Genomic DNA, 22,752 nt, shown 5'->3' with positions numbered 1-22,752 from the left:
CCCTGAACGCCGCCGTCGAGGCCGGTCGTCTCGTCGACGTCACCCCGGACTCCGTCGCGGCCGACTCCCTCGGCGCACGCCGCGCCTCGGCTGCGGCACTGCACGCAGCCCAGCAGGACCGGGTGCACTCCGTGACCGTGCCGGACGGGGAGATCATCCGCGCCCGCCGGGCGCTGTGGGAGCAGCGGCGGATCGCCGTCGAGCACGGCGCGGCGACGGCGCTGGCCGCGCTCGCCTCCGGCTTGGGATACCGGCCGCAGCAAGGGGAGCGGGTCGCCGTGGTGCTGTGCGGGGCGAACACGGACCCGAGTGACCTCGAGGGAGTACATCCCTCGAACGGGTGAGTGTGATCGGTACCGGAGGTATGACGCCCGGCCGCGTATGACGCTGGCACGGAGAGTCGTACCGAAGGATTGTGAACTCATATGCGCCCGGCTCGTTTTGTCGACTTCGCCGTCGAGCTTGTGAAGAACCGGACCGACGCCTCCCGCGTACAGCCGCTCGCGGAGGCCGGGGTCGCCGAGCTGCCGTTCGGTGTGGTGGTCGAGCGGGGCGGGCGGGAGGAGCGGTGGCAGTTCATCGGGCAGTTGGCCGACGGGGAGAAGCACGAGCATCCGGAGAAGCCCGTCGAGGGGGCGTCCACGGATGCGGGCGGCCTGCCGGAGGGCGGCGAGGGTGAGGCCTGGTTCGCCGCGGTGGTGGCGAGCGCGGGGTGCGGGGAGGTCGCCGGGGTGGAGCGGTGGTCCACGCGAGCGGGGGCCCGTGCCGACCACCGCGGAGTGACCGTCAGGTTCCACAACGGGGCGCGGATCTTCGCCCGGCTGTTCTGACCGGGCGGGCCTACGACGAGGCGCGGACGACCGGCTCCGTGGGGAGGACCGGCTGCGGGCGCTCCGACGCCAGCTGATCGAGGCGGCCCGGGTGGACGGCGCGCCGGAACGCTTCCGGAAGCAGTCCCGAACCCCCGTGGACCCGGCCCCCTCGTAGACCCGGGCCCCCGTGGACCCGGCCCCCTCGTACACCCGGCACCCCCGTAGACCCGGCACCCTCGTAGGCCGGCACCCCGTCCGCGACCATGGAGCCCATGGAAGACACGACGACAAGCGCGACGACACACACGGCGACACATGAGGGCAAGGCGACGGCCGACGCCCCGGCGGGCGCCTCTCTGGCGACCGCGCAGCGCTCGCTCGGCGACCGGTCGGCCGCCTTCCCCCTGTGGCCCGTGCTGACGGCGGGCTGCCCGAGCTCCAGCACCGCCGACGTCTCCTACCCACTCGAGGTGGACTACGCCTACGACCGGGCGCACCCGGGGCTGTTCGACACCTTGCCCTCGCCCCGCAGCCAGGGCCTGGAACGCTTCGAGCCGCTGATGCCTCCGCTGCACGCGCCGGGGCTCGCAGAGGGCGGAACGCCCCTCGTCGGCGTCGGCGACGGCGTCTACATCAAGGACGAGTCCCGCAATCCGACCTGGAGCCACAAGGACCGGCTCAACCGCTGCACGGTCAGCGCGGCCGTCGGCAGCGGCGCGCAGGGCGTCGTCGTCGCCTCGTCCGGCAACCACGGCGCGTCGGCGGCGGCGTTCGCGGCCCGGGCGGGGCTGAGGTGCGTGGTGCTCACCGCCGTCAACGCACCTCCGGCCATCGTGTCGTTCCTCCGGGCGTACGACGCGGTCGTGCTGCCCGTGCCCCTGGAGGAGAGCTGGCCCCTGCTGCGGAAGCTGTCCGACCGGCTCGGGCTCCATCCCGTCAGCAACTCCACCCCCACGCACACCGGCCACCCCTTCGGCCCCGAGGGCTATAAGTCGATCGCCTACGAGATCCACCAAGAGGTGGGCGTCCCCTCGGCCGTGTTCGTGCCGACGGGGTACGGGGAACTGCTGTTCGGCGTGTGGAAGGGGTTCAGCGAGCTGCGGCGGCTCGGCGTGGCCTCTCGCACTCCGCGGATGTTCGCCTGCGAACCCGCCGCCGGGGCGCCGCTCGCCGCCGCCCTGCGCCGGAACCTGCCCGCCGCCCGGGTCCCGGTCGGCCCCACCGACGCGTATGCGATCAGCTGTGAGGTGAGCGGCTACCGGGCGGCCGTCGCCGTACGGGAGAGCGGCGGAGACGCGCTGCCGGTCGACGACGAGGCCATGCGCGCGGCGCAGCGGGAGCTGGCCGGCCACGGGCTGTGGGCGGAGTTGTCGAGCGCGGCGGGGCTGGCGGGGCTGCGCGTCCACGGCGCACGGCGGCAGACTCCCGGATTCGACGGTCCGGTGGTGTGCATCTCGACATCCAGCGGTTTCAAGGGCCGTGGCGTGGGCGCGCAGTCCGCGGAGCCGGCCGACCCGGGCTGGGACGCGGTGGTCCGCAGGCTGCGAGCGGCCGGGCTGGACACCGCCTGAGCAGGGGGTGCGGCAGGGGCGCGCCCCGGCCGGGGGTGTGGGGGAAGGAGCCCGGCCGGGGCGCGCAGTGGGGGGGAGGGCGGGTACGCCCGGGTGGTGCGGTCTCCTCGGCCTACTTGTACGCGGAGAAGGCCTTGGTGAACGCGAGCGGCTGCTGGAGGATCGAGCTGCATGTCGCGTCGGCGTGGGCGACCTCACCCGCGGCGCACTGCTTGTCGCGGGTCGAGGACCACATCGACAGCCAGCCGATGCCCTGGGACCGGGCGAAGTCCACCAGCTGGGTGGCGTCGTCGACCCGGAAGATCTCGGTGGTCACATCGTTGACGCCGATCATCGGGGTGACGGCGAGCGTCTTCCAGGCGGCCTTGTCCGACAGCCCGAGCACGCCCTTGATCTGCGCCTGCGTCGCCGTCGCCGCCTGGATCGCGTACTCGCCCATGTCGCCGCTGTACGCGGGGCCGTAGTCCATCGCCATGATGTTGACGGCGTCGACGCGTACGCCGTTCTTCCCGGCGTCGGCGAGGAGGTCCACTCCCGGCTGGGTCAGCCCCTCGGGCATGACGGGCAGGGTGAACGACACATCGAGCTCCGGGTGGGCCTTCTGAAGCTGGGCGATGGCCTGGGAGCGGCGGGAGTTGGCGGCGGTGTCGGGCAGTGCCGCACCCTCGACGTCAAAATCGACCTTGGTGAGCCGGTACTGGTCGATGACCTTGCCGTACGCCTTCGCCAGCTCGTCGGCCGAGGAGCAGTTCAGCGCCAGCTCGCGGCCCGCGGCCCCGCCGAACGAGACACGCACGTCACCGCCCTTGGCGCGCAGGGCGTCGATCTGGGCGGCGACCTTGTCGTCGCCGAGGCCGGTGACGCCGCCCCACAGGGGGGTGCAGCCGCCGCCGGCGGTGATGAAGGCGAGGTTGAACTCCTTGACGCCGGTCTTCGCCGCCGTGTCGAGCATGTCGTAGGCGGGATACAGCGAGGTGTCGATGTACGGGGCGAACCGCGCGGACCGCGCCGTCCCGCCGTCCCCGGGCGTGCCCGTGGGCGTGGGGGACGGATCCTCGGTGGGCGTCGGCTCCGTCGTCGGCGTCGGATCCTCGGTGGGCGTCCGCGTGGGCGTGGGGGCCTCCGTCGGGGTGGGCGTGGGCTGCTCGGCAGGGCGGCCGCTGGGCTGCGGGGTCGCTCCCGGGTCCGCCGAGCAGGCGGCCCCGTTGACACGGCAGTCGGCCGGGTCGCCCGCCGTGCCGTCGGCGGAGGTCACAAAGCCGACGGTGACGGAGGCGCCGGGCGCGAGCTCCTTGTTCCAGCTCGCGGGCTTGACGGTGACGCGCCGCCCGTCGACGGTGTGCTCGCCGTTCCACAGCGAACTGATCCGGGTGCCCTCGGGCAGCTCGAACTCCAGCGTCCAGCCGGACTGCACGGCGTCGGTGTCATTGGCGATGACGTACTGCCCGGTGTAGCCGCCGTCCCAGGAGCTGGTCCTGGTGTACGCGGCGCCCACTGCGGCCGCCTGAGCGGTGCCGGTGAACGCGAACGCCGCGCCGCCGATGACGGCTGCCGCGACGACCGCGCCGATGGCCTTGGCGGTGCCGCTCGCCTTGCGCCGGTGCGTACTGCTGCCCATGCCTGCCTGCCTCTGTGGTGCGGGGGTGGGGGGTGGTGCGACAGCACGCTAGCGATCTCGAAACGGACAAATGCCTGTATTCGCACGGCGGTTGGAAGCCTTAGCTTCCGCTTAAGGAAGGCATCGGGCCCGATTAAAGATCAGCGCCCGGTCCGGCCGACCCTCGTCCGGTCCGGCACCCGCTCCCCGGTCCGGCCGACCCTCGTCCGGGCCGGCACCCGCTCCCCGGTCCGACCGGTCCCCCTGGCCCGACCGGCGACCGCTCCCCCGGTCAGGCCGGGACACGCTTGCGACGGCGTACGGCGCCCCCGCGATGCCCCGTCCTGCGCCGCGCCTCCCGGGGGGTACGGCCGCCGAAGCCGTCGAGACCGATCCAGACCCGCACCTCCGTGCCGCCGAGCACCGACCTGCCGATCCGCACATCGCCGCCCGTCGACTCCGCCACCCGGCGCACGATGTCCAGGCCGAGCCCCGTCGAGCCGTCTTTGCCGGTGCTGTTGCCGCGGGCGAGCGCGGCCTCGGGGTCGGCGATGCCCGGTCCGGCGTCCGAGACCAGCACGATCACCGCGTCCTCGCCGTTGTGCACATCGACCGAGAAGGCCGTGCCCTCGATGGTGTGGCGGAAGACGTTGCCGAGCAGCGCGTCGAGGGCGGCGGCGAGTTCGGGGCGGGCGACGGGGATGCGTACGGGACGGTCCACGCCTGCGACGCGCACCTTGCGCCCCTCGTCCTCGGCGAGCGCAGACCAGAAGTCCATGCGCTCCCGTACGACTTCGGCGGCGTCACAGCCCGCTCCGGGCCCGGCGGCCGCGGTCTGCGGCTTGGCCTCCCGGGCCGTGCGGATGATGGTGTCGACTTCGCGCTCCAGCTGCTCGACGGCCGCCCGGGTCTGGTCGGCGGCGGGTCCGTCGCCGAGGGAGGCGGCGTTGAGGCGGAGCACGGTGAGCGGCGTGCGCAGCCGGTGTGAGAGGTCGGCGGCCAGTTCGCGTTCGTTGGCGAGGAGCTGGACGACCTGGTCGGCCATCGAGTTGAAGGCCACGGCCGCCGACCGCAGTTCGGACGGGCCTTCCTCGGGGACGCGGGCGCCGAGCTTGCCCTCTCCCAGGGCGTGGGCCGCGCCGGCCAGCCGCTGGGCGGGCTGGACCATCCGGGCGCCGAGCCGGTCGGCCACCGCGACCGAGCCGAGGACCAGCGCCACGCCGACACCCGCGAGAAGCAGCCAGGCCGTGGTGACGCCGGCGGCGACGTCGTCCTCGGGGACGTACACCTCCACGATGGCGATCTTCCCGGAGGCGATGGCGGTGGGCTGGAGCAGCGCGAATCCGCCGGACGCCTCGCTCACGGAGGCGCGGCCCAGACGCCGCGCGGTCGCCAGGTCCAGCTGCGCGGCCCTGCGGGTGCCGATCTCCAGGGCCCGGCTGCCGGGCTCTCCCGAGGCCGGGACGTGTACGGCGATCCGCCCCGCGGCGCCCGCCTGCGTGGAGGCGACGGCCCGCTCCAGCGGGCCCCGTTCCGCGGTGATGGAGAGGGTGGGGCCGATGGCGGCGGCCTGCCGCTCCGCGTTGGAGAACGCACGGTCCCGGGCCATCTCCTTGATGACGATGCCCAGCGGCACGGCGAACGCCACGACGACCATCGTCGTCACCGCCAGCGCCACCTTGACCAGCGCCCATCTCATCGCGGTCTCACCTCGGGGGCTCCAGTTTCACTCCCACACCCCTGAGGGTGTGCAGATAGCGGGGGCGCGCGGCGGTTTCACCGAGTTTGCGGCGCAGCCAGCTCAGATGAACGTCGATGGTCTGGTCGTCGCCGTAACTCTGCTGCCATACCTCGGCGAGCAGCTCCTTGCGCGGTACGACCACTCCGGGGCGTCCGGCGAGAAAGGCCAGCAGATCGAACTCCCGCCGGGTGAGGTCGAGTTCGGTCCCGTCCAAGTGGGCCTGGCGGCGCAGCGGATCGATGCTGAGCCCGCCGACCTGCAGAACGCGCGGCGGCGGGGCGTCCCCCGCGGAGCGGGCCCGGCGGAGCACGGCGGCCATCCGGGCGGAGAGGTGCTCCACGGAGAAGGGCTTGGTGAGGTAGTCGTCCGCGCCGTCGTTGAGGAGCCGTACGATCTCGGTCTCGTCATCGCGCGCGGTCGCGACGATCACCGGTACGTCGGTGATGCCACGCAGCATCTTCAGCGCCTCCGACCCGTCCAGATCGGGCAACCCGAGATCGAGAATGACCAGATCAAAACGGAAATGGGCCACTTCGCGCAGCGCCTCGAGGGCCGTTCCGACGCTCCGTACGGTGTGGGACGCCTCGGTGAGATGCCGGATGAGGGCGGAGCGCACGAACTGGTCGTCCTCGACCACGAGCACACTTGCCATGGGCGGCACCGTACGCCATTCGGGGGACAGGGGTCCTCTCTGGGACGACGGCGGTGGCGGTGGTGCAGGTGAGGCGCGTGGTGCAGTATGGCCCGGATGCGGAGAGGTCTTGTCCATGCCCTGGCGTGGTCGCTGTCCACGGGGGCGGCGACGGCGTTGTCATGGTGGGGCGTTCATACGGTGATGGCGGGGACGGCGTACGACCCGCCACGCGCGGTGGCGCTGCCCGCCGACGGCTCGGCTGACGCGGCCGGCTCCCCGGCGGCGGGGAACTCTCCCACGCCAGTGGCCTCGTCGACGAGCCGTCCGCCGAAGTCCCCAGGCCCGTCGGCCTCTTCGCCGAACCCGTCCGCCTCGGCGACGTCGTCGGCCTCGTCGAAGCCGGAGAAGTCGACGCCCTCCACCACTCCCCCAGCGTCCTCTTCCGCCCGCTCCGGAAGTTCCGGGGACGTCAAGGGCTACACGGTCGACGGCGGCCGTGTCGTCTTCGATCTCGGGGAGACCTCCGCCGAACTGGTGTCGGCGACGCCGGCGGCCGGCTGGCAGATGCAGGTCTGGAAGCAGCCGACGTGGATCCGGGTGACCTTCACCGAAGGCGGGCGCGAGGTGTCGGTGTTCTGCACCTGGCACGACACCGCGCCTCGGGTGCAGATCGACGAGCGCTGACGGGCGCTGACGGGCGTGACGAGCGCCGACGGGCGGGAACGGGCTACTGGAACACCGCGGGCGGCGGTACGGGGGAGTCTTTGGCGCCCGCGTCGGTCACCGGGGCCGCGCCGCCCGTGAAGTCGACGAGGGCGCGGCCGTGTTCGACGCGTCCCGGGTGCGGGTCGGTCGCAACACGACGGGTCAGCTCGGCGACGGGCAGCGGCACGTCCGCCGCGAGCAGCACGGCGTTGCCGAATCGCCGCCCGCGCAGCACGGCCGGGTCGGCGACGAGGGCGAGCTCAGGAAAGGCCGCGGCGGCGGTGGCGACCTGGGCGCGGAGGTGGGCCAGCGGGGGGCCGTCGGTGAGATTGGCCGTGTACCAGCCGCCGGGCCTGAGCGCCCTGCGGAGCTCGGTGAGGAACTCGACGCTCGTCAGATGCGCGGGGGTGCGGGCCCCGCTGAACACATCGACGATCACCAGATCCGCCCAGGCGTCCGGGACCTTCCCCAGACCCGCGCGGGCGTCGGCGGTCCGGATGCGAATGCGCGCCCTGGGGTCCAGCGGCAGCTGGGCGCGGACCAGCTGGACGAGCGCCGCGTCGATCTCGATCACCTGCTGGGTGGAGCGGGGCCGGGTGGCCGCGACATAGCGCGCGAGGGTGCACGCCCCGCCGCCCAGATGCACGACGTGCAGCGGCCGCCCGGGCGGGGCCGCGAGATCGGTGACATGGCCGAGCCGCCGCTGGTACTCGAAGGAGAGGTGCGTCGGGTCGTCGAGGTCGACATGCGACTGCGGCGCGCCGTCGATGTGCAGGGCCCACGCGTCGGGGCGGTCGCGGTCGGGTACGAGCTCCGCGAGGCCGGTGTCGACGGGGGCGCGGTGGGCGGGGGGCGGGGAGGGTCGGCGCGTGCGTTTTGCCACGGCTCCATTATCGGCCTCGGCTCCCCCGGGGGCCGCTCCCGCGAAGGCGCGGGCCGTTGCGGCCCGGGCGGGTGCTTCTCCCACCCACGCGCCCCTTTCCAGCACCCCGTCGGGCGGGTGGCCGACCATGCGCCTGCGGCTGTGGGGGAGCGTGCAGGGCGGCGCGACAGGGTAAAGCCCGCCGGGAGGGGCGCTAGCGGCAGTTGTCGGCGGCCTCAATCAGACGGGCCGCCTCTCCCAGTGCCTGGCGCAGCACCGCCGGGTCCGTGACCGGGCCCGCGTCGTCCGGGGGAAGCAGCCAGTCCGCGCCTTCCGCACGGGGGCTCGCCACAAGCCGCAGGCCCCGGCCCGAGGTCTGGGTGCAGGCGCTGCCGGGCATGTCCCAGCCGTCCGCCGTGCCCGGCGGCACAAGGAAGCCGAGGGTGTCGCTCGCGTCGTCGTGAAGCACCGGCCCCACCGAGGGCGCCGCCCCGCGGCGGAGGATGTCCACCGCCTCCAGGCCCTGCCGGGCGGGGACGGTCACCAGGTCCGGCAGCACGCTGCCGTCCGGATGGTTCCCGTGCCGCGCGGCGGTCTGCGTGCTCTGCAGGCTCTCCATGCCGACCTCCAACAAGGGGATCGCCTCCTCTGCTCGAGCGGAGCCCGCGCCTCGGACGCGTACGGGAACTCCACATGGTTCAACGCACGGGTCCGTCAAGGGCTACGGCAGCACACCGCCGCAAAGGATGGCAGTTCATGGCAGATCGCGGGCGATATGCCCCTTATATAGCTAAACGCTAAGTGGGGGCGTCGACACAGCAGGTACGTTCTTGCTCCGCCGGAACACGGCTCTACGCAAGAGAGGGCTCGGCCATGGCGGTTCCCAATCTCGCTTTCCGTCGGCTGCGCGGCAATCGCTCGGCGGGCGAGTTCGCGGCGGCGGTGCGCAAGGCCGCCCGGGAGATCGGCGAGCAGGTCTCGTGCGACGCGCGTTACGTCGGACGCGTCGAGTCCGGCGAGATCCGCTGCCCCAACTACGCGTACGAGCGAGTGTTCCTGCATATGTTTCCCGGCCTGACCCTGGAGGACCTGGGGTTCACAGCCCGGGAGAGAGTACGCGGCCGGGCGGCCGCGGCATGCCCGGCCCGCTCGGCACACCCGACGGCACTCGACGGCGACATCGACATAAACGAGGAGAGCGACGTGCTGCGTCGCGCATTCATGACGGGCGGCTCCGCCACCGTGGCGGCCGCGTCTCTCGGGTTCGCGCTCGGGCCCGGGGCCGCGCCCCCGCCCCGGCAGGTGGGCGAGGCGGAGGTGAAGGCCGTCGAGGAGGCGGTGCGGCGCATCCGGCTGCTCGACGACCGGCACGGCGCGCAGCGGCTGTACGAGCAGGCGGCCCAGCCGCTGCGCGCCGCGTACGCGCTGCTCGACGCCGGTGCGGGGAGCCGCCGCTCGACCGTGGACCGGCTGCACGTGGGCGCGGGCGAACTCGCCATCTCCGTCGGCTGGCTGGCGCATGACTCGGGCCGCTTCGAGGACGCCCGCTCGCACTACGCGGAGGCGCTGGCGACGGCCCGCGTGGCGGGCGACGCGGCGCTGGAGGCGCACGCCTTCTGCAACACGTCCTTCCTGGCGCGCGACACCGGGCGTCACCGGGAAGCGGTGCGCGCGGCGCAGGCGGGCCAGCGAGCGGCCGCACGCCTCGGTTCGGCGCGGCTGCTGTCGCTGCTGTCGCTGCGCGAGGCGGGCGGCTGGGCCGGGCTCGGGGACCGTGCGGGCTGCGAGGGGGCCCTCGCCCGGGCGCACGCCTACTTCCAGCGGGGCGCGTCGGAGGCGGATCCGGAGTGGATGTCGTTCTTCGGCGAGCCGGAGCTGGAGGCGCTGCAGGCCCAGTGCTGGGCGGCGCTCGGCGAGTGGCCGCGGGCGGCACGGCACGCCGCGCGTGCCGCGGGTCTGCAGAACCGCCGCTTCGCGCGGAACCTGGCGCTGTACCGGGCGGAGCTCGCCATCGACCTGGCCCGCTCCGGCACGCCCGACGAGGCGGCCGCCGCCGGACACCAGGTGCTGGACCTGGTGGGCGAAGTACAGTCCGCGCGCATTCAGTCGATGCTCTCGGGCACGGCGCGGCTCCTCGGTCCACAGCGCACCGCCCGGGACGTGGCGTCCTTCCTCGACCGCCACGCCACCGCGCTGCGCATCTGAGGCGTGCGGCGGCTCTCAGACGCGCGGCGCTCTGAGACGCGCAGCCTCGCCCCCTGAGCTCGCGGCATCGCTGCGGCGCACGACGTCACTGCGACGCACGGCATCATTGCAGCGCACGACGTCACTGCGGCGGGCGGCATCGCTGCGGCGCACGGCATCACTGCGGCGCACCGCACCTCCGGGACGCTCGCTCCCTACTCCAGGTGCCCCGTGTCGTTCCAGCGGCCGAGCGCCGGCTTTCCGTAGGCCCAGTCGAGGACCGACAGGCTGGTCGGGGCGAGCTTGACCCGGGCGCCGAAGGAGACGTCCTCCCCCAGCCAGCGGGCGGCGACGGCCCGCAGGATGTGGCCGTGGGCGAAGACGAGCGCGTCGCGCTCGGCCGAGCACGCCCACTCCACCACCGCGTCCGCCCGTGCTGCGACCTGCGCCAGGGTCTCGCCGTCCGGGACGCCGTCCCGCCACAGCAGCCAGCCGGGGCGCTGAGCGTGGATCTGCTCGGTGGTCAGCCCTTCGTACGCCCCGTAGTCGTACTCCATCAGCGCGTCCCACGGGCGCGCCCGGTCCGCGAAGCCCGCGAGCGCGCAGGTCTCACTGGCGCGGACCAGGGGGCTCGTGCGCACCTCGACGTCCGGCAGACCGAGCCAGGGGGCGCGGTGGAGCCGCTCGCCGAGCAGTTTGGCGCCGCGCACCCCCTCGTCGAGCAGCGGGATGTCGGTCCTGCCCGTATGTCTGCCGAGCTGCGACCACTCGGTCTGGCCGTGCCGGGCGAGCAGGATGCGCGGTGCCATGAGGGCTTCTCCCTGAAAGTTCGCGTCCGGAGGAGTTCACCGTCCGATGGCTTTCCATCATCGCTCACCTGAACGGGAGGCAACCTCCGGGGGGATTCCGGCGTCCCCTCCTAGGTTGGCCGCCCCGATCGCACACACGCTGGCACATCGTACGGTTGAACACCGCTGGTTAGTTGCCTTAACAGACCATGGAGAGAGACACTCGGATGCCGGATACCGCGACCGTGCCGGATACCGCGACCGCAGGCCGGCGGCCCCGCTGGCAGCCCGAGCTCCTGCTGATCGCCGTGGTCTATGCCGCGTACTCCGGCGGCCGGCTGCTGGCCCGCGGCGACGTGACGACGGCGGTCGACCACGGCCTGGCGATACTCCGGGCCGAGAAGGCGCTCGCACTCGATCTGGAACATCCGCTGAACCGTCTCTTCAGCTCCACCCCCGCCCTCGGCATACCGGCGGACTTCGTATACGCCTCCCTGCACTACCTGGTCACGCCCGCCGTCCTCATCTGGCTCTTCCGCCGCCGCCCGGCCCGCTACCGCGCCGCCCGCGCCTGGCTGATGATCTCCACGCTCCTCGGCCTCGTCGGCTTCACACTGGTGCCGACCTGCCCGCCGCGGCTGCTGGACGCCGCACACGGCTTCGTCGACACAATGGCTCAGTTCAGCTCGTACGGCTGGTGGGGCGGCGAGGCCAGCGCCCCGCGCGGCCTGGGCGGCATGACCAACCAGTACGCGGCGATGCCCAGCCTGCACGTGGGCTGGGCGCTGTGGTGCGGAGCAGTGCTCTGGCGGCACGGCCGCACCGCTCCCACCAAGGCGTTCGCCGTCGGCTACCCCCTGCTCACCGCCGTCGTGGTGATGGGCACCGCCAACCACTACTTCCTCGACGCGGTCGCCGGGGCCGCCGTCATGGGCGTCGGCGCGCTGCTGACGCGGCCGGCGATGCGGCTCCTCGACCGGGTGAGCGCGGTCCTGCCCCGGGAGGCGAACTCCCGCGCTGTCAGTGACGGATGCAAGACTTCGGCGGGTGAGCGAATCCCTGGACAGCGGACCTCCTCCGCAGCCTCCGCAGAAGCGGAATGCACAGCGGACCCCAAAACCGCCGTCGGCGCAGGCTCCGTCAGCGCTGCCGCCGACGCCGGCGGCGGGGCCGACGACAGCGCTCCGGCAGCGACTCGCTGAGCTGCGCGGGCCCGGCGCGCAGCCGCATCCGCTCGACGCCCGCGCGCTGGCCGCCCTCGCCGCAAACCCCGGCTGCCGCCGACGCGCGCTGCTCGACGGCGCGGGGGTGGACAAGGCGGCGCTCGCGGCCGCGCTGGGGTCGCCCGCCGCCTTCGGGCAGTCGCAGTTCGCGTTCGTCCGGGGCAATGCCTTCGAGGCGAAGGTCAAGGCGGACGGCGGAGCTGAGCTGCTCCGGCTGCTGGGCGTGGACGCCCCCGGGGAGGTCCGCACCCCCGATCTGGCGGCCGCCGGCCCCCAGGGGCGCGCCGCCCGCACCTCGCTCGCGCTGCGGGAGGCGACGCAGGCCGCGGCGGAGGGTGACGCCTGGACGCTGCTGGACCATCCGATGCTGGCCCTCGATGTGGCCGGATCGCCCGCCTATCTGGAGCCGGACGCGGTGGTGGTCCGGCCCGACGGCCGCTGGACGGTCGTCGAGATCAAGTCCTTTCCGATGGTCGACGCGGCCGCCGACCCGTCGAAGGTCGGCGCCGCCGCCCGGCAGGCAGCGGTGTACACCCTGGCCCTGGAGCGGATCGCGGCCATGACGGGCGGCGCCCGGGTGGAGACGTCGGTGCTGCTGGTGTGCCCCAAGGACTTCTCCAACGTGCCGACGGCGTCGGTCGTGGACGTACGCAAGCAGCTCGCGGTCACCCGACGCCAGCTGGCCCGGATGACCCGGATCGAGGACATCGCCGCCGCGCTGCCGGAAGACGTGAGCTTTGATCTGGAGCAGTCGGCGAGCAAGCTGACCACGGCCGTCGAATCGGTGTCCGCGGTGTACGCCCCCGAGTGCCTGGCCGCCTGCGAACTGGCCTTCCACTGCCGGGACCGGGCCCGCGCGGAGGGTGCGGTGGCGGCGCTGGGGCGCGGGGTACGGGGCGAGCTGGGCGGGCTCGCGACCGTGGGGGCGGTGCTGTCCGCGGCCAGGGGCGCGTCGGGCGACCCGGACGATCCGGCGGTGGCGGCGCTGCGCCGCGCGGCGGCCCTGCGGGCGGAGGCGCTGTCCGCGGCGGACCGCCGTCCCGGGGGACCGGGACCCGCGCTGCCGCACGCACGCGCAGTCCCGGAGCGGGACACCGGGATGGCGGCGGTCCCGCACGGCGGTATCCGGGATGTGCCGACCGCGGTGGGCGGGACGGCGTCGGGGACCGCCCGCGGGGACCGCCACACGGCCGATGCCGAGGGTGCGGCACGCCCCGAGACCGCGGCGCCCTGCGCACTGCGCCAGCCTGCGGGCCGCGCCGTCGCCGGACGCCCCGCGGAGGGCACGGCCGTCAGCGGCCGTGGCAGAACCACGGGGCGGGCAGAGGGACGTGAGGCAGGAGGGCGGGAGACATCAGGACGTGAAGGCGGCGCCCCCGGCGCTCGCGGCGTCGGCGGGGAGGTGCACGGCTGATGTCTTTGATCTCCGCACTCGCCAGGCTTGAGGCCGTCGAGGCGGGGCGGGCGCAGCCGCTCGCCACCGTGCGGCACCGGCATCTGTCGGAGCGGCCCCTCGTGCTCGTACCGCTGACCACCGCGGGCGAGGCGGGCGCGCCGCTGGGGGCGCTTGTGGGCTCCGACCCGGAGGAGCCACGGCTGCTGGCGGTGCCGCAGCCGCGGGACCGGGATCTGCGGTCCGCGTTCCTGGCGCAGCTGGCGGACGCGGTGCTGCCGCATCTGGAGTCGTACGCCGACGATGTGGAACCGGCCGAGCGCAAGGAGACCGACCCCGAGACCGGCAAGCGGGTCACGGTCCAGACCGAGCTGTGCGCGGACGCGCCGCAGCTGATCGTCCCGAGCCGCGCGGGCGTGGAGTACGTGCGGCTGCTGGGCCGCTCCATGCGCTTCCGCCGCACCGCCGAGCAGGACCCGGACGCCCCCTATCCCGCGCCGCCCCGGGTGCCGTTGCTCGGCCGCTGGCTGACGCACTACGGAGAGCGGGCACGGGTGCCGGGCTCCTCGCTGCTGCTCGCCGCGACGGACCTGCTGAACCGACACTGGGCTACCGGCCAGTCGAACCTGGAGGACCAGCATCTGGGGGCGCTGCTCGCCTGGGTCGACCCCCCGGAGGCGGAGTCGGGCGCGGAGGCCGCGCTGCGCGCGGAGCTGGCGCGGGACTCCGGGGGGCAGCTGCTGTGTCCCCCTGCGGGCCCCGCCACCGATCCGGCCTTCGACAACCGGCTCCTGGCCCCTGCGATGGAGCGGTACGACCGGGCGCGCATGGCCCTCGCGACCGCGGAGGACGGCGCTGCGGCGGATATGCGGCTGGGTGAGCTGACCCGCGCGGAGCGGGAGATCCGCGAGCTCCTGGCAAGTCAGCTGCGGCCCACGTGGCGGGCGGTGTGGCGGTGCATCGAGCTGCTGCGGGAGCTTCCGGAGGGGCCGCGGGCGGACGGGCGGTGGACGCGTGACCGGTGGTCGTTCACGGGGCACCGCGACCGGGTCCGGGCGGGCGAGCCGCCGCAGCCGCGGCGGGACGACGCGGTGACGGCGGCGCAGAAACTGGCCACCCGCGAGACCGCCCAGGCGCAGCTGGACGCCCAGGAGGCTCTGGACGATCCGCTGGTGATGGCCGGGCGCAGGCTGGCCGGGGAGGCGTTCGCGTCCGAGGTGACGGATGTGGTGATGGCCTGGTCGGAGTCGAAGCGGCCGAGCCCCCGGCCGCTGGTCACGGTCCGCACCAACGACCGGCCGCATCTGGGCGGAGACGGTGGCCCCGGCGGAGACGGTGACGCCGCCGACGACGGAGCCGGAGACGGAAGCAGCGTGGGCGGAAACAGCGCGGGCAGGGGGACGAAGGTGTTCCGCGTGCTGGCCGACGGCAAGTCGCAGACGGCGGAGTTCGTCGGCCGGGAGGCGGACGGCTCACTGGTGCTGCGGCTCACCGACCGTATGGGCCGCTCCAAGGAGCCCGCCGAGGGCTCCGTCCCGGACAAGGGCGACCGGATCGTCTGGACGCTCTTCGAACATGAGCAGAGGGGCGGCCCGAAGCTGCCCGACCCGGAGGAGACCCCATGGACCCACGGCGGCCCGCCGACGACGGAGCCGGAGCTGCCGGACGTGGTGACGGTGGAGGACGTGCTGTGAGGCGGACGGGGGCGGTGCGCGTGGCGGATGCTCCCCGGCGCCGGGCGCCGGGGAGCGCCCGCACGCGGTGCCGCGACCACACCCGGGACCACACCCGCGCGGAGGGCCGCGCCCACACGCGGTGCGATATCCGCACGCCAGGCGGTGACCGCACGCCGGACCGCGCCCGCACGCGGAGCGATATCCGCACGCCAGGCCGCGTCCGCACGCCGGGCTGCGACCGCACCCGGGACCGCGCCCGCGCGGAGGGCCGCGCCCGCACGCCGGGCTGCGACCGCACCCGGGACCACGCCCGCGCGGAGGGCCGCATCCGCACGCGGAGCGGCGACCGCACGCCGGACCGCGCCCACACGCGGAGCGATATCCGCACGCCGGGCGGTTTCCAGGCGCCGGAGCGGGAGCAGGACGGTGTTCCCGCCCCGCGCCATGTGCCCGGCCGACGCCGTGTCGCATGCGCCGCAGGCGGGTTCGCCGCAGGCGACGTCCTCGCGGCCGGGGTCCCAGCGAGCGCCCGCGTGTCCGCGAGGGCCGGCCGGTGTGCGGTCTGCGAAGGAGGCAGCAGGTGAACGTGTTCGATCCCGGCGCGGCCGCTGCACGCGCCACCGAGGCGATCCTCGCCGACACCCTGCACAGCCCGCACCGCGGCGTCGTCGTCGACTCGCCGCCCGGGGCCGGCAAGTCCACGCTCGTGGTGCGCGCCGCACGCGAGCTGGCCGCGGCCGGTCGGCCGCTGATGGTCATCGCGCAGACAAACGCACAGGTCGACGACCTTGTCCTGCGGCTCGCCGAGAAGGACCCGCGGCTGCCGGTGGGCCGGCTGCACAGCAGCGATCCCGACCCGTACGACAAGGCGCTGGACGGCCTCGACAACGTCCGCACCTCCGCGAAGGCAGCAGACCTCTCGGGGCTCGACGTGGTGATCTCCACCGCCGCGAAGTGGGCGCATGTGCAGAACGTGGAGCCCTGGCGGCACGCCATCGTCGACGAGGCGTACCAGATGCGCTCCGACGCGCTGCTCGCCGTCGCGGGGCTGTTCGAGCGTGCGCTGTTCGTGGGCGACCCGGGGCAGCTCGACCCGTTCTCGATCGTCGGCGCGGAGCAGTGGGCGGGGCTGTCGTACGACCCGTCCGCCAGTGCGGTCTCCACCCTGCTCGCACACAATCCGGACCTGCCGCAGCACCGGCTGCCGGTGTCGTGGCGGCTGCCGGCGTCGGCCGCGCCGCTGGTGTCCGACGCGTTCTACCCGTACACGCCGTTCCGCAGCGGGACGGGCCCCGAGGACCGACGGCTGGCCTTCGGGGCCGCCTCGGACGGCTCGGCTGCGGACCGGGTGCTGGACGAGGCGGCCGAGTCGGGGTGGGGCCTGCTGGAGCTGCCCGCCCGGCACACGCCGCGTACGGACCCCGAGGCGGTACGGGCAGTGGCCCTGGTCGTCCGCCGGCTGCTGGACCGCGGGGCGGCGGCGACCAGCGAGCGCTCCCCGGAGCCGACGCCGGTGACCGCGGACCGGGTCGCGGTCGGCACGGCCCACCGCGACCAGGCGGCGGCGGTACGGGCGGCGCTGGCGGAGGCGGGCGTGAGCGGGGTCACCGTGGACACGGCGAACCGCCTTCAGGGGAGGGAGTTCGACGTCACGGTCGTGCTGCATCCGCTGTCTGGGCGTCCCGACGCGACGGCTTTCCACCTGGAGACGGGCCGGCTGTGCGTGCTGGCTTCCCGGCACCGGCACGCGTGCGTGGTGGTGTGCCGGGCAGGGGTGACGGACCTGCTGGACGAGCATCCGTCGACGGAGCCGGTGCAGTTGGGGGTGACGGTGAAGTTCCCCGACGGATGGGAGGCGATGATGACCACACACGATCACCTGTCCAACCACAGGGTGCCGTGGCGACCGTGATGTGCGCGCCGGCCTGACCGGCGCGGCGTACCAAACCGCCCCCGCCCCCGCGCCCGCACCTGCGCGCCCCTGCCGGGCTGCCGCCGGAGGCGACCCGGGGGCCAGGGGCCTGATCCCCCACCCTGGTCCCCGATCGATCCTTCCCCTTCCCGAAACGAGGGCCTCCGTCCCCAGCCCTCCCCCGCAAGGGGCAGCGGCGGCTTCGTGCTCCCGCCCGGAGCCGCCGCGGAACCGCATCCGGCCGGTCTCCGCACAGGCCGGGGAATCGCCGCGCAGGCCGGGGGAAGGAGCCACCGCGCTCCGCCGTCCACGGCGGCAGGCGGCAGGCGGCAGGGGACCCCGCCCGCGCCGCACGGGCCGCACGCTCACGAGGTACCCGGCCCCCTTTGGTCACCCGTGTTCCGAGCTCACCCGGCAGGGGTCGGGCGACGCGTACTTGCGGTGGGCGGGACAATGAGAGGGCAGCGGGGGCGATCTTCGGTGGAGTGGGTTGAGGAGGAGAGTGCGCATGGCGGAATCCGAGCGGGGCGAGCGCAGGCTGCGGCCGGCGCCGTTGATCTTCGAGCCTGCGGAGGCCGCCGCCGACCCCGAGCACTTCTTCGATCTGGAGTCGATGGAGGATCCACGCGAGCTGCTGGCGCGGGCCACGGAGCTCACGCTGGCGTTCCGGGCCGCGACGGACCGGGCCATGGAGTTCCAGGCCGTCGCCGCCGCGCAGCTCGCCGACCCCCGGCGGTTCGACCGGCTGACCGCCGCGGACATCGCCGCCCGTGCGGAGTGGACCGAGGACTACGCCCGGAAGATGATCGAGTTCGGGCGCGATCTGCTCCGGGACGCGACCCCGTGAACACTGCGCCGTGAACACGGTGCCGTGAGCATAGGGCCGTAGATCCGCCGGACAACCCTCGCAGGGCCTAACGGCCGCACACGCGTGCGGCACTACGCCACTGGCACCGCAGCCCCGCATATGCCGCGGGGCAAGGTACCCCCTCCCGCACTCCCGTGTCCGCGTTTTCCCAACTCTCGGAAACCGGCATCTCACTCTCGGTAGATCTTGGAGCCATGACTACCTCGTCTGCCCGGCTCCCGGACACACCCCTCCACGTCGGCCAGGTCACCGCCCCCGGGGCGGAGTGGCTGGCCTCCGCCGAGGCGTGCCCGAGCGGTGCGCTCTGGGCATGGCGGACGCAGCCGACCGCGCCCGCCGCGCTGCCCTGCGGCACGGTCTTCGACGTCGTGAACGTGCCGGCGGTCTTCGGGCGACGGATGCTCGACCGGCTCTGGGAGGAGGGCCCGGGATCGGGTCCCGCAGCCGTGCACCGGGGCCGGATGCTGCTCTTCGCCGCGCCCGGGGCCGCCCAGCGACTGCCGTCCCTGCTGCGCTGGGAGGCATGGGGCGACAGCGTGCCGCCGCTGATCTGCCATGGCGCGGGGGATGCCGTGACCGTTCCGCCGCTGACCCCGTCGGACCCCGCCGGGCCGCGGTGGCTGGTGGCCCCGGACACCCGCAACCCATGGCTGCCGGGGCCCGAGGTGCTCGTCTGGGCCGCCGTGCGGGCGGCGCGGGCGGCCGGCGCCGCAGAGGTCCGGGTATCGATTTTTCCTCCCGCCGATCAGGATGCTAAGGTCTACGACNCCTCCCGCCGATCAGGATGCTAAGGTCTACGACGTCAGCAGGCGCCGCTAGCTCAGTTGGTTAGAGCAGCTGACTCTTAATCAGCGGGTCCGGGGTTCGAGTCCCTGGCGGCGCACAGACGACAAGAAGGCCCCTATCGCATCGCGCGAGGGGCCTTCTTGCGTACACCGCGCCGTCGGCACGGTCAGACCGTGCTGATCCGCACCGTCCACGCGCCCGTACGCGTCCGCTCCGCGACCTCCACCCGGGTCCGCTTCCCCGGCGCGCCCGGCGTTGTGAAGGTCTCGCCGACGCCCAGAGGCGCGTCCGCGAGCGGCGGGTAGACGGACTCGTCCCAGCAGGCCTCGGTCTCCGGGTGGGTGTCGATCACCTGGACGGGGCCGCGACCCGAGGCCGCCGCCGCCCGTACGCGGTACAGCAGCACGCCCTCGGTACAGGTCTCCTCGTCATTGCCGGCCGCGCCGCGGGCCTCGACCGCCAGGACCGTGTCAGGGCCGGTCCGCACGACCGCGAGCCGGGTGCCGAGGCTGCCGCCGGGCGCGGGCGCGGCCGCGATCGTCTCCAGTGTGATCAGCGAGGTCCCCGTGACACAGTGCACGGCCGTGCGGTCCAGCCAGCCCAGCTTCCACTTGTGCCAGCCGAACAGGTCGGGCGCCATGCCGAACTGGCTGCCCATCACATCCCAGTCCCCCACATGGGTGTCCCAGTCGCCCTTGCCGTCCGTCGGCCGGTGGTAGAGGTCGGGGAGGTCGAAGACATGACCGGTCTCATGGGCCAGCACATGGCGGTCCGGCGGATGGCGTTCGAAGACCGTGACCACCCTTCTGATGTCGACGCCGTCCGCACGCAGCGGCCGCTCCAAGTTGACGACCTTCGTGGCGTCGGAGTCGACGCCCGGAGCGTCCGGGTCGGCCACGAGATACACGATGTCGTAGCGGGAGTAGTCGACCTCCGGATCGGTCACGGCGAGCGCGTCGCGCAGATAGGCGCTGCGTCCCTCGGGGCCCCAGTCCCGCCTTATCGCGTACGCGGTGGAGGGTTCGGGCATCGTCACCCACCGCGGCTGTGGGTGCGCGCGCAGGGTGAACCCCCCGTACGAGGCCTGGTGGAAGAACTCCGTGGTGGCCGGGAAGTGGTCGGCCGCCAGCTCGCTCGGCCGGTACCGGGGGGTGGAGTCGGGGAACGCCAGGAAGACCATGACCGCGTCCAGCGCCGCGGCCGGTCTCGGATAGGCGGAGTTCCAGGAGTCCAGGCCGAGCGAGTGGTGGGCGCCGGTACGGCGCAGCGCGCAGGGCTCCGAGGAGCTCTCGGCCGCCGCGGGGCCGGCCACGAGGGATGTGGCGGCCAGGGCGATAAGCGAAGTGAAGGCGGCCGCTGCGCTGCGCAGTCGCGTGAGTTCCACTCCCTCGGGTGTTCCCGCGGGTGCATGCTGACCCTCCACGTGGACCTCCGGCTGCGGAACGAGCGACACCTCTCCCAGCCTGTGCGGAATCGCGGGTGTTTGCCCTGTTCCACTGCACCGCCCGGGTGACCGAGCCGACGCCCTGTCGACACCGAGCCGAGACCGTGGGTCAACGAGCGTCAGGGAGGAACATCCGGCGACACTCCGATGACTCCCTGAACGTCACATTCAGTCAGTACGGGGGTAGCCCCTGTTCTCACCCGCGCAGAAACGATCGGCCCTTGTTCGGGGGCAGTCCGCCCCAGGGGTGAGAGGCTGGAAGGGCTGCCGGACAAGCCTCTATGCTCGGCACACTTTCCCCCAGTTCGACCTGGCCAGCCTTTCCCGACCACATGTGAACGGCCTGTACGACTCAACTGCACTGCGGGAGTGAGCGGTGAGCGGATTCTCCGAAGGACCAGGGCCGGCGGGAGTCGCAGCGCCCGTCGGCACGCTGATTTCAGTGACAGAGAGTGGCGAGGAGCGGCGGACACGGGCCGCCGGCTGTCTGGCGGTGGACTGCCGCGCCGCCCAGTATCCGGCCATGGACAGCCGGGCCATGGACAGCCGGGCCATGGACAGCCGGGCCATGGACAGCCGGGCCATGGACAGCCGGGTCATCGACCACCGGGCCCCGGACGGCCGGGTCATCGACCACCGGGCCCCGGACGGCCGTGACACGGACGACCGGCACACAGACGGCAGCGGCCCGGAGTGCCGGCACACAGGCGGCGGCCCTCAGAGCCGGGCCGCGGGCCGCCGCGCCACCCGCTCTGCGGCATCCGACTACCGGGCCGCCTTCAACGCCGCCCATATGGCGATGGCCGTCGTCGACCACGAGGGCCTGGTGGTCTCGGCCAACGACGCGCTCGCTCTGCTGTTCGACGCCGAGCCGTCGGGCGTCGAAGGCCGCTGCGCGGCCGAACTGGTCGACGTCGCCTCGGACGGGCGCACTTGGCACGCCTACCGCGAGGTCCTGCGCGGCCGCCGCTCCCGGTTCCGCTGCACCCGCCGCCTCAAGTACCCCGACGGCCGCCCCCTGTGGGCAGAGATCACCGTGACCCCCATGGCCGGCGACGGCCGTACGGTCCTGCTGTCCGTCGCCGACATCAGCGACCGGCGCGAGCTGCGCGCGCGGCTGCGCCACCTCCAGATGCACGACCAGGTGACCAGGCTGCCCAACCGCACCCTGTTCTTCGAGCGGCTCACCGCGGCGCTGGAGTCATCGGCGTACGACGAGGGTTCCACGGGCCGGATCGGGCTGTGCTACCTGGATCTCGACGGCTTCAAGGCGGTGAACGACACCCTCGGCCACCGGGTCGGCGACCGGCTGCTCGCCGCGGTCGCCGCGCGGCTGTCGGAGTGCGTGGCGAGGGCGGCGGGCGGCCAGGGCCGCGGGGGCGAGGGAGCGGCCCCCCGGGGCGACGGGCGCGGCAGAGGCGGCGCAGGCGGCGGACATCTCGCGGCCCGGCTCGGGGGCGACGAGTTCGCGATCCTCGTCGAGGACTCGACGGGGACGGAACAACTCGCCGACCTCGCCAGGACCGTGCTCACCGCACTGCAGCAGCCGTTCGACCTCGCCGGCCAGCGGCTGTCGCTCTCCGCCTCGATCGGAGTCGTGGAGCGCCCGGTGGCGGGCACGTCCGCCACCGGGCTGATGCAGGCCGCGGACACCACCCTGTACTGGGCCAAGGCGGACGGAAAGGCCCGCTGGACCTTCTTCGACCCTGAGCGGAACGCTCACCGGATGACCCGTCAGGCGCTCGCCTCGACGCTGCGTCCAGCGGTGGAGCGGGGCGAGTTCCAGCTGGAGTACCAGCCGTTGGTGGGCCTCGCGGACGGGGTCGCGCACGGGGTGGAGGCGCTGGTCCGCTGGCGGCACCCGCAGTTCGGCACGCTGACGCCGAATCGGTTCATCGGAATCGCCGAAGAGGACGGGTCGATCGTCCAGCTCGGGCAGTGGGTGCTGCGGACCGCCTGCCGGCAGGCCAGGCGGTGGCAGGAGGACCATCCGAAGGCGCCGCCGCTGTTCGTCAGCGTCAATGTCGCGGTGCGCCAGGTCTGGGACTCCGACCTGGTCGCGGATGTGGCCGGAATCCTGGCGGAGACCGGGCTCGCGCCTCATCTGCTCCAGCTCGAGCTGACCGAGTCCGCGGTGATGGGCTCGGCGGGCCGTCCCCTCCAGGCGCTCCAGGCGCTCAGCGACATGGGTGTGCGGATCGCCATCGACGACTTCGGAACCGGGTACTCGAACCTGGCGTATCTGAGCCGGCTGCCGGTGTCCGCGCTGAAGCTCGACGGGTCCTTCGTCCGCGGCTTCCAGGACGAGACGCACCCGAACCCGGCCGACGAGACCATCGTCGAGGCGATGGTGGACCTCGCGCACCGGCTGGGGCTGACGGTCACCGCGGAGTGCGTCGAGACGGCGGGGCAGGCGGAGCGGCTGCGGCGCATCGGCTGCGACACCGGGCAGGGCTGGCTGTACTCCAGAGCCGTCGCCCCGGAGCGCATCGACCACATGATCGGCGCGAGCCCGCTCCCGGTCTGATGATCCCCCGGCTCCTCTCAGGGGTGTGC

At 73.7% G+C, this 22,752-nt stretch carries 18 protein-coding genes, 1 tRNA gene and 1 pseudogene; 13 read left to right on the top strand and 7 right to left on the bottom strand.

What is annotated here, in order from left to right:
* The 3 genes from QCN29_RS17450 to QCN29_RS17440 form a co-directional block, all read left to right on the top strand.
* A partial coding sequence (locus QCN29_RS17450) for a pyridoxal-phosphate dependent enzyme (RefSeq protein ID WP_279929085.1) occupies nucleotides 1–344 on the top strand: 344 nt, incomplete at its 5' end.
* An 81-nt stretch (nucleotides 345–425) separates the two neighbouring features.
* Nucleotides 426–830 carry a hypothetical protein gene (locus QCN29_RS17445; protein ID WP_279929084.1) on the top strand — a complete coding sequence of 135 codons (405 nt, stop codon included), beginning with the start codon at nucleotides 426–428 and terminating at the stop codon, nucleotides 828–830.
* Nucleotides 831–1,084: 254 nt separating this feature from the next.
* Nucleotides 1,085–2,383: a threonine synthase gene (locus QCN29_RS17440; RefSeq protein ID WP_279929083.1), complete on the top strand. Its 1,299-nt coding sequence runs from the start codon at nucleotides 1,085–1,087 to the stop codon at nucleotides 2,381–2,383.
* A 112-nt stretch (nucleotides 2,384–2,495) separates the two neighbouring features.
* Here QCN29_RS17440 and QCN29_RS17435 read toward each other — a convergent pair whose 3' ends face one another.
* The 3 genes from QCN29_RS17435 to QCN29_RS17425 form a co-directional block, all read right to left on the bottom strand.
* Nucleotides 2,496–4,001, bottom strand: coding sequence for a glycoside hydrolase family 18 protein (locus QCN29_RS17435; RefSeq protein WP_279929082.1), 1,506 nt, complete (start codon nucleotides 3,999–4,001; stop codon nucleotides 2,496–2,498).
* 271 nt (nucleotides 4,002–4,272) lie between these two features.
* Nucleotides 4,273–5,679, bottom strand: a complete 1,407-nt coding sequence (locus tag QCN29_RS17430) for a sensor histidine kinase (protein WP_279929081.1) — start codon at nucleotides 5,677–5,679, stop codon at nucleotides 4,273–4,275.
* Nucleotides 5,680–5,686: 7 nt separating this feature from the next.
* Complete coding sequence (locus QCN29_RS17425; RefSeq protein ID WP_240135566.1) at nucleotides 5,687–6,373, bottom strand: response regulator transcription factor; 687 nt, start codon at nucleotides 6,371–6,373, stop codon at nucleotides 5,687–5,689.
* Between the two features lie 87 nt (nucleotides 6,374–6,460).
* Here QCN29_RS17425 and QCN29_RS37115 point away from each other — a divergent pair, with 87 nt between their 5' ends.
* Nucleotides 6,461–7,039, top strand: a complete 579-nt coding sequence (locus QCN29_RS37115; RefSeq protein WP_279929079.1) for a hypothetical protein — start codon at nucleotides 6,461–6,463, stop codon at nucleotides 7,037–7,039.
* 43 nt (nucleotides 7,040–7,082) lie between these two features.
* Here the strand turns inward: QCN29_RS37115 and QCN29_RS17415 are convergent, their stop codons facing one another.
* Both QCN29_RS17415 and QCN29_RS17410 read right to left on the bottom strand, forming a co-directional pair.
* A complete protein-coding gene (locus QCN29_RS17415) occupies nucleotides 7,083–7,943 on the bottom strand; it encodes a spermidine synthase (RefSeq protein WP_279929078.1) in 861 nt (286 codons plus the stop codon).
* A 193-nt stretch (nucleotides 7,944–8,136) separates the two neighbouring features.
* Complete coding sequence (locus tag QCN29_RS17410) at nucleotides 8,137–8,541, bottom strand: hypothetical protein (protein ID WP_279929076.1); 405 nt, start codon at nucleotides 8,539–8,541, stop codon at nucleotides 8,137–8,139.
* A gap of 254 nt (nucleotides 8,542–8,795) precedes the next feature.
* Between QCN29_RS17410 and QCN29_RS17405 the strand changes: the two genes are divergently transcribed.
* Nucleotides 8,796–10,127: a tetratricopeptide repeat protein gene (locus QCN29_RS17405; protein WP_279929075.1), complete on the top strand. Its 1,332-nt coding sequence runs from the start codon at nucleotides 8,796–8,798 to the stop codon at nucleotides 10,125–10,127.
* Nucleotides 10,128–10,321: 194 nt separating this feature from the next.
* Here QCN29_RS17405 and QCN29_RS17400 read toward each other — a convergent pair whose 3' ends face one another.
* Nucleotides 10,322–10,915, bottom strand: coding sequence for a histidine phosphatase family protein (locus tag QCN29_RS17400; protein WP_240135571.1), 594 nt, complete (start codon nucleotides 10,913–10,915; stop codon nucleotides 10,322–10,324).
* Nucleotides 10,916–11,121: 206 nt separating this feature from the next.
* Here QCN29_RS17400 and QCN29_RS17395 point away from each other — a divergent pair, with 206 nt between their 5' ends.
* The 7 genes and pseudogenes from QCN29_RS17395 to QCN29_RS17365 all read left to right on the top strand — a co-directional run bounded on the left by QCN29_RS17395 (nucleotide 11,122) and on the right by QCN29_RS17365 (nucleotide 18,849).
* On the top strand, nucleotides 11,122–12,096 hold the full coding sequence (locus tag QCN29_RS17395; protein ID WP_279929073.1) for a phosphatase PAP2 family protein: 975 nt from the start codon (nucleotides 11,122–11,124) through the stop codon (nucleotides 12,094–12,096).
* A pseudogene (locus QCN29_RS17390) lies at nucleotides 12,041–13,148 on the top strand (hypothetical protein); the annotation flags it as partial. The gene QCN29_RS17395 and the pseudogene QCN29_RS17390, both read left to right, overlap by 56 nt.
* A 382-nt stretch (nucleotides 13,149–13,530) precedes the next feature.
* A complete protein-coding gene (locus tag QCN29_RS17385; protein ID WP_279929072.1) occupies nucleotides 13,531–15,204 on the top strand; it encodes a hypothetical protein in 1,674 nt (557 codons plus the stop codon).
* Nucleotides 15,205–15,766: 562 nt separating this feature from the next.
* Nucleotides 15,767–17,098 carry an AAA domain-containing protein gene (locus QCN29_RS17380; RefSeq protein ID WP_279929071.1) on the top strand — a complete coding sequence of 444 codons (1,332 nt, stop codon included), beginning with the start codon at nucleotides 15,767–15,769 and terminating at the stop codon, nucleotides 17,096–17,098.
* A 508-nt stretch (nucleotides 17,099–17,606) separates the two neighbouring features.
* A complete protein-coding gene (locus tag QCN29_RS17375) occupies nucleotides 17,607–17,945 on the top strand; it encodes a hypothetical protein (protein ID WP_240135575.1) in 339 nt (112 codons plus the stop codon).
* Nucleotides 17,946–18,160: 215 nt separating this feature from the next.
* Complete coding sequence (locus QCN29_RS17370) at nucleotides 18,161–18,757, top strand: bifunctional DNA primase/polymerase (RefSeq protein ID WP_279929069.1); 597 nt, start codon at nucleotides 18,161–18,163, stop codon at nucleotides 18,755–18,757.
* Between the two features lie 18 nt (nucleotides 18,758–18,775).
* Nucleotides 18,776–18,849, top strand: a tRNA-Lys gene (locus QCN29_RS17365).
* A gap of 69 nt (nucleotides 18,850–18,918) precedes the next feature.
* Here QCN29_RS17365 and QCN29_RS17360 read toward each other — a convergent pair.
* Nucleotides 18,919–20,205, bottom strand: coding sequence for a M6 family metalloprotease domain-containing protein (locus tag QCN29_RS17360; protein ID WP_398859334.1), 1,287 nt, complete (start codon nucleotides 20,203–20,205; stop codon nucleotides 18,919–18,921).
* A 784-nt stretch (nucleotides 20,206–20,989) separates the two neighbouring features.
* On the opposite strand from QCN29_RS17360, the gene QCN29_RS17355 reads away from it, so the two are divergent.
* Complete coding sequence (locus tag QCN29_RS17355) at nucleotides 20,990–22,723, top strand: putative bifunctional diguanylate cyclase/phosphodiesterase (RefSeq protein WP_398859344.1); 1,734 nt, start codon at nucleotides 20,990–20,992, stop codon at nucleotides 22,721–22,723.
* Nucleotides 22,724–22,752: the final 29 nt, after the last annotated feature.

The sequence above is a fragment of the Streptomyces chengmaiensis genome, from assembly GCF_029846775.1.
GTDB lineage: Bacteria > Actinomycetota > Actinomycetes > Streptomycetales > Streptomycetaceae > Streptomyces > Streptomyces chengmaiensis.
Note: the sequence above shows the minus strand (reverse complement) of the source record. Positions and strands in the feature narration are given on the sequence as shown.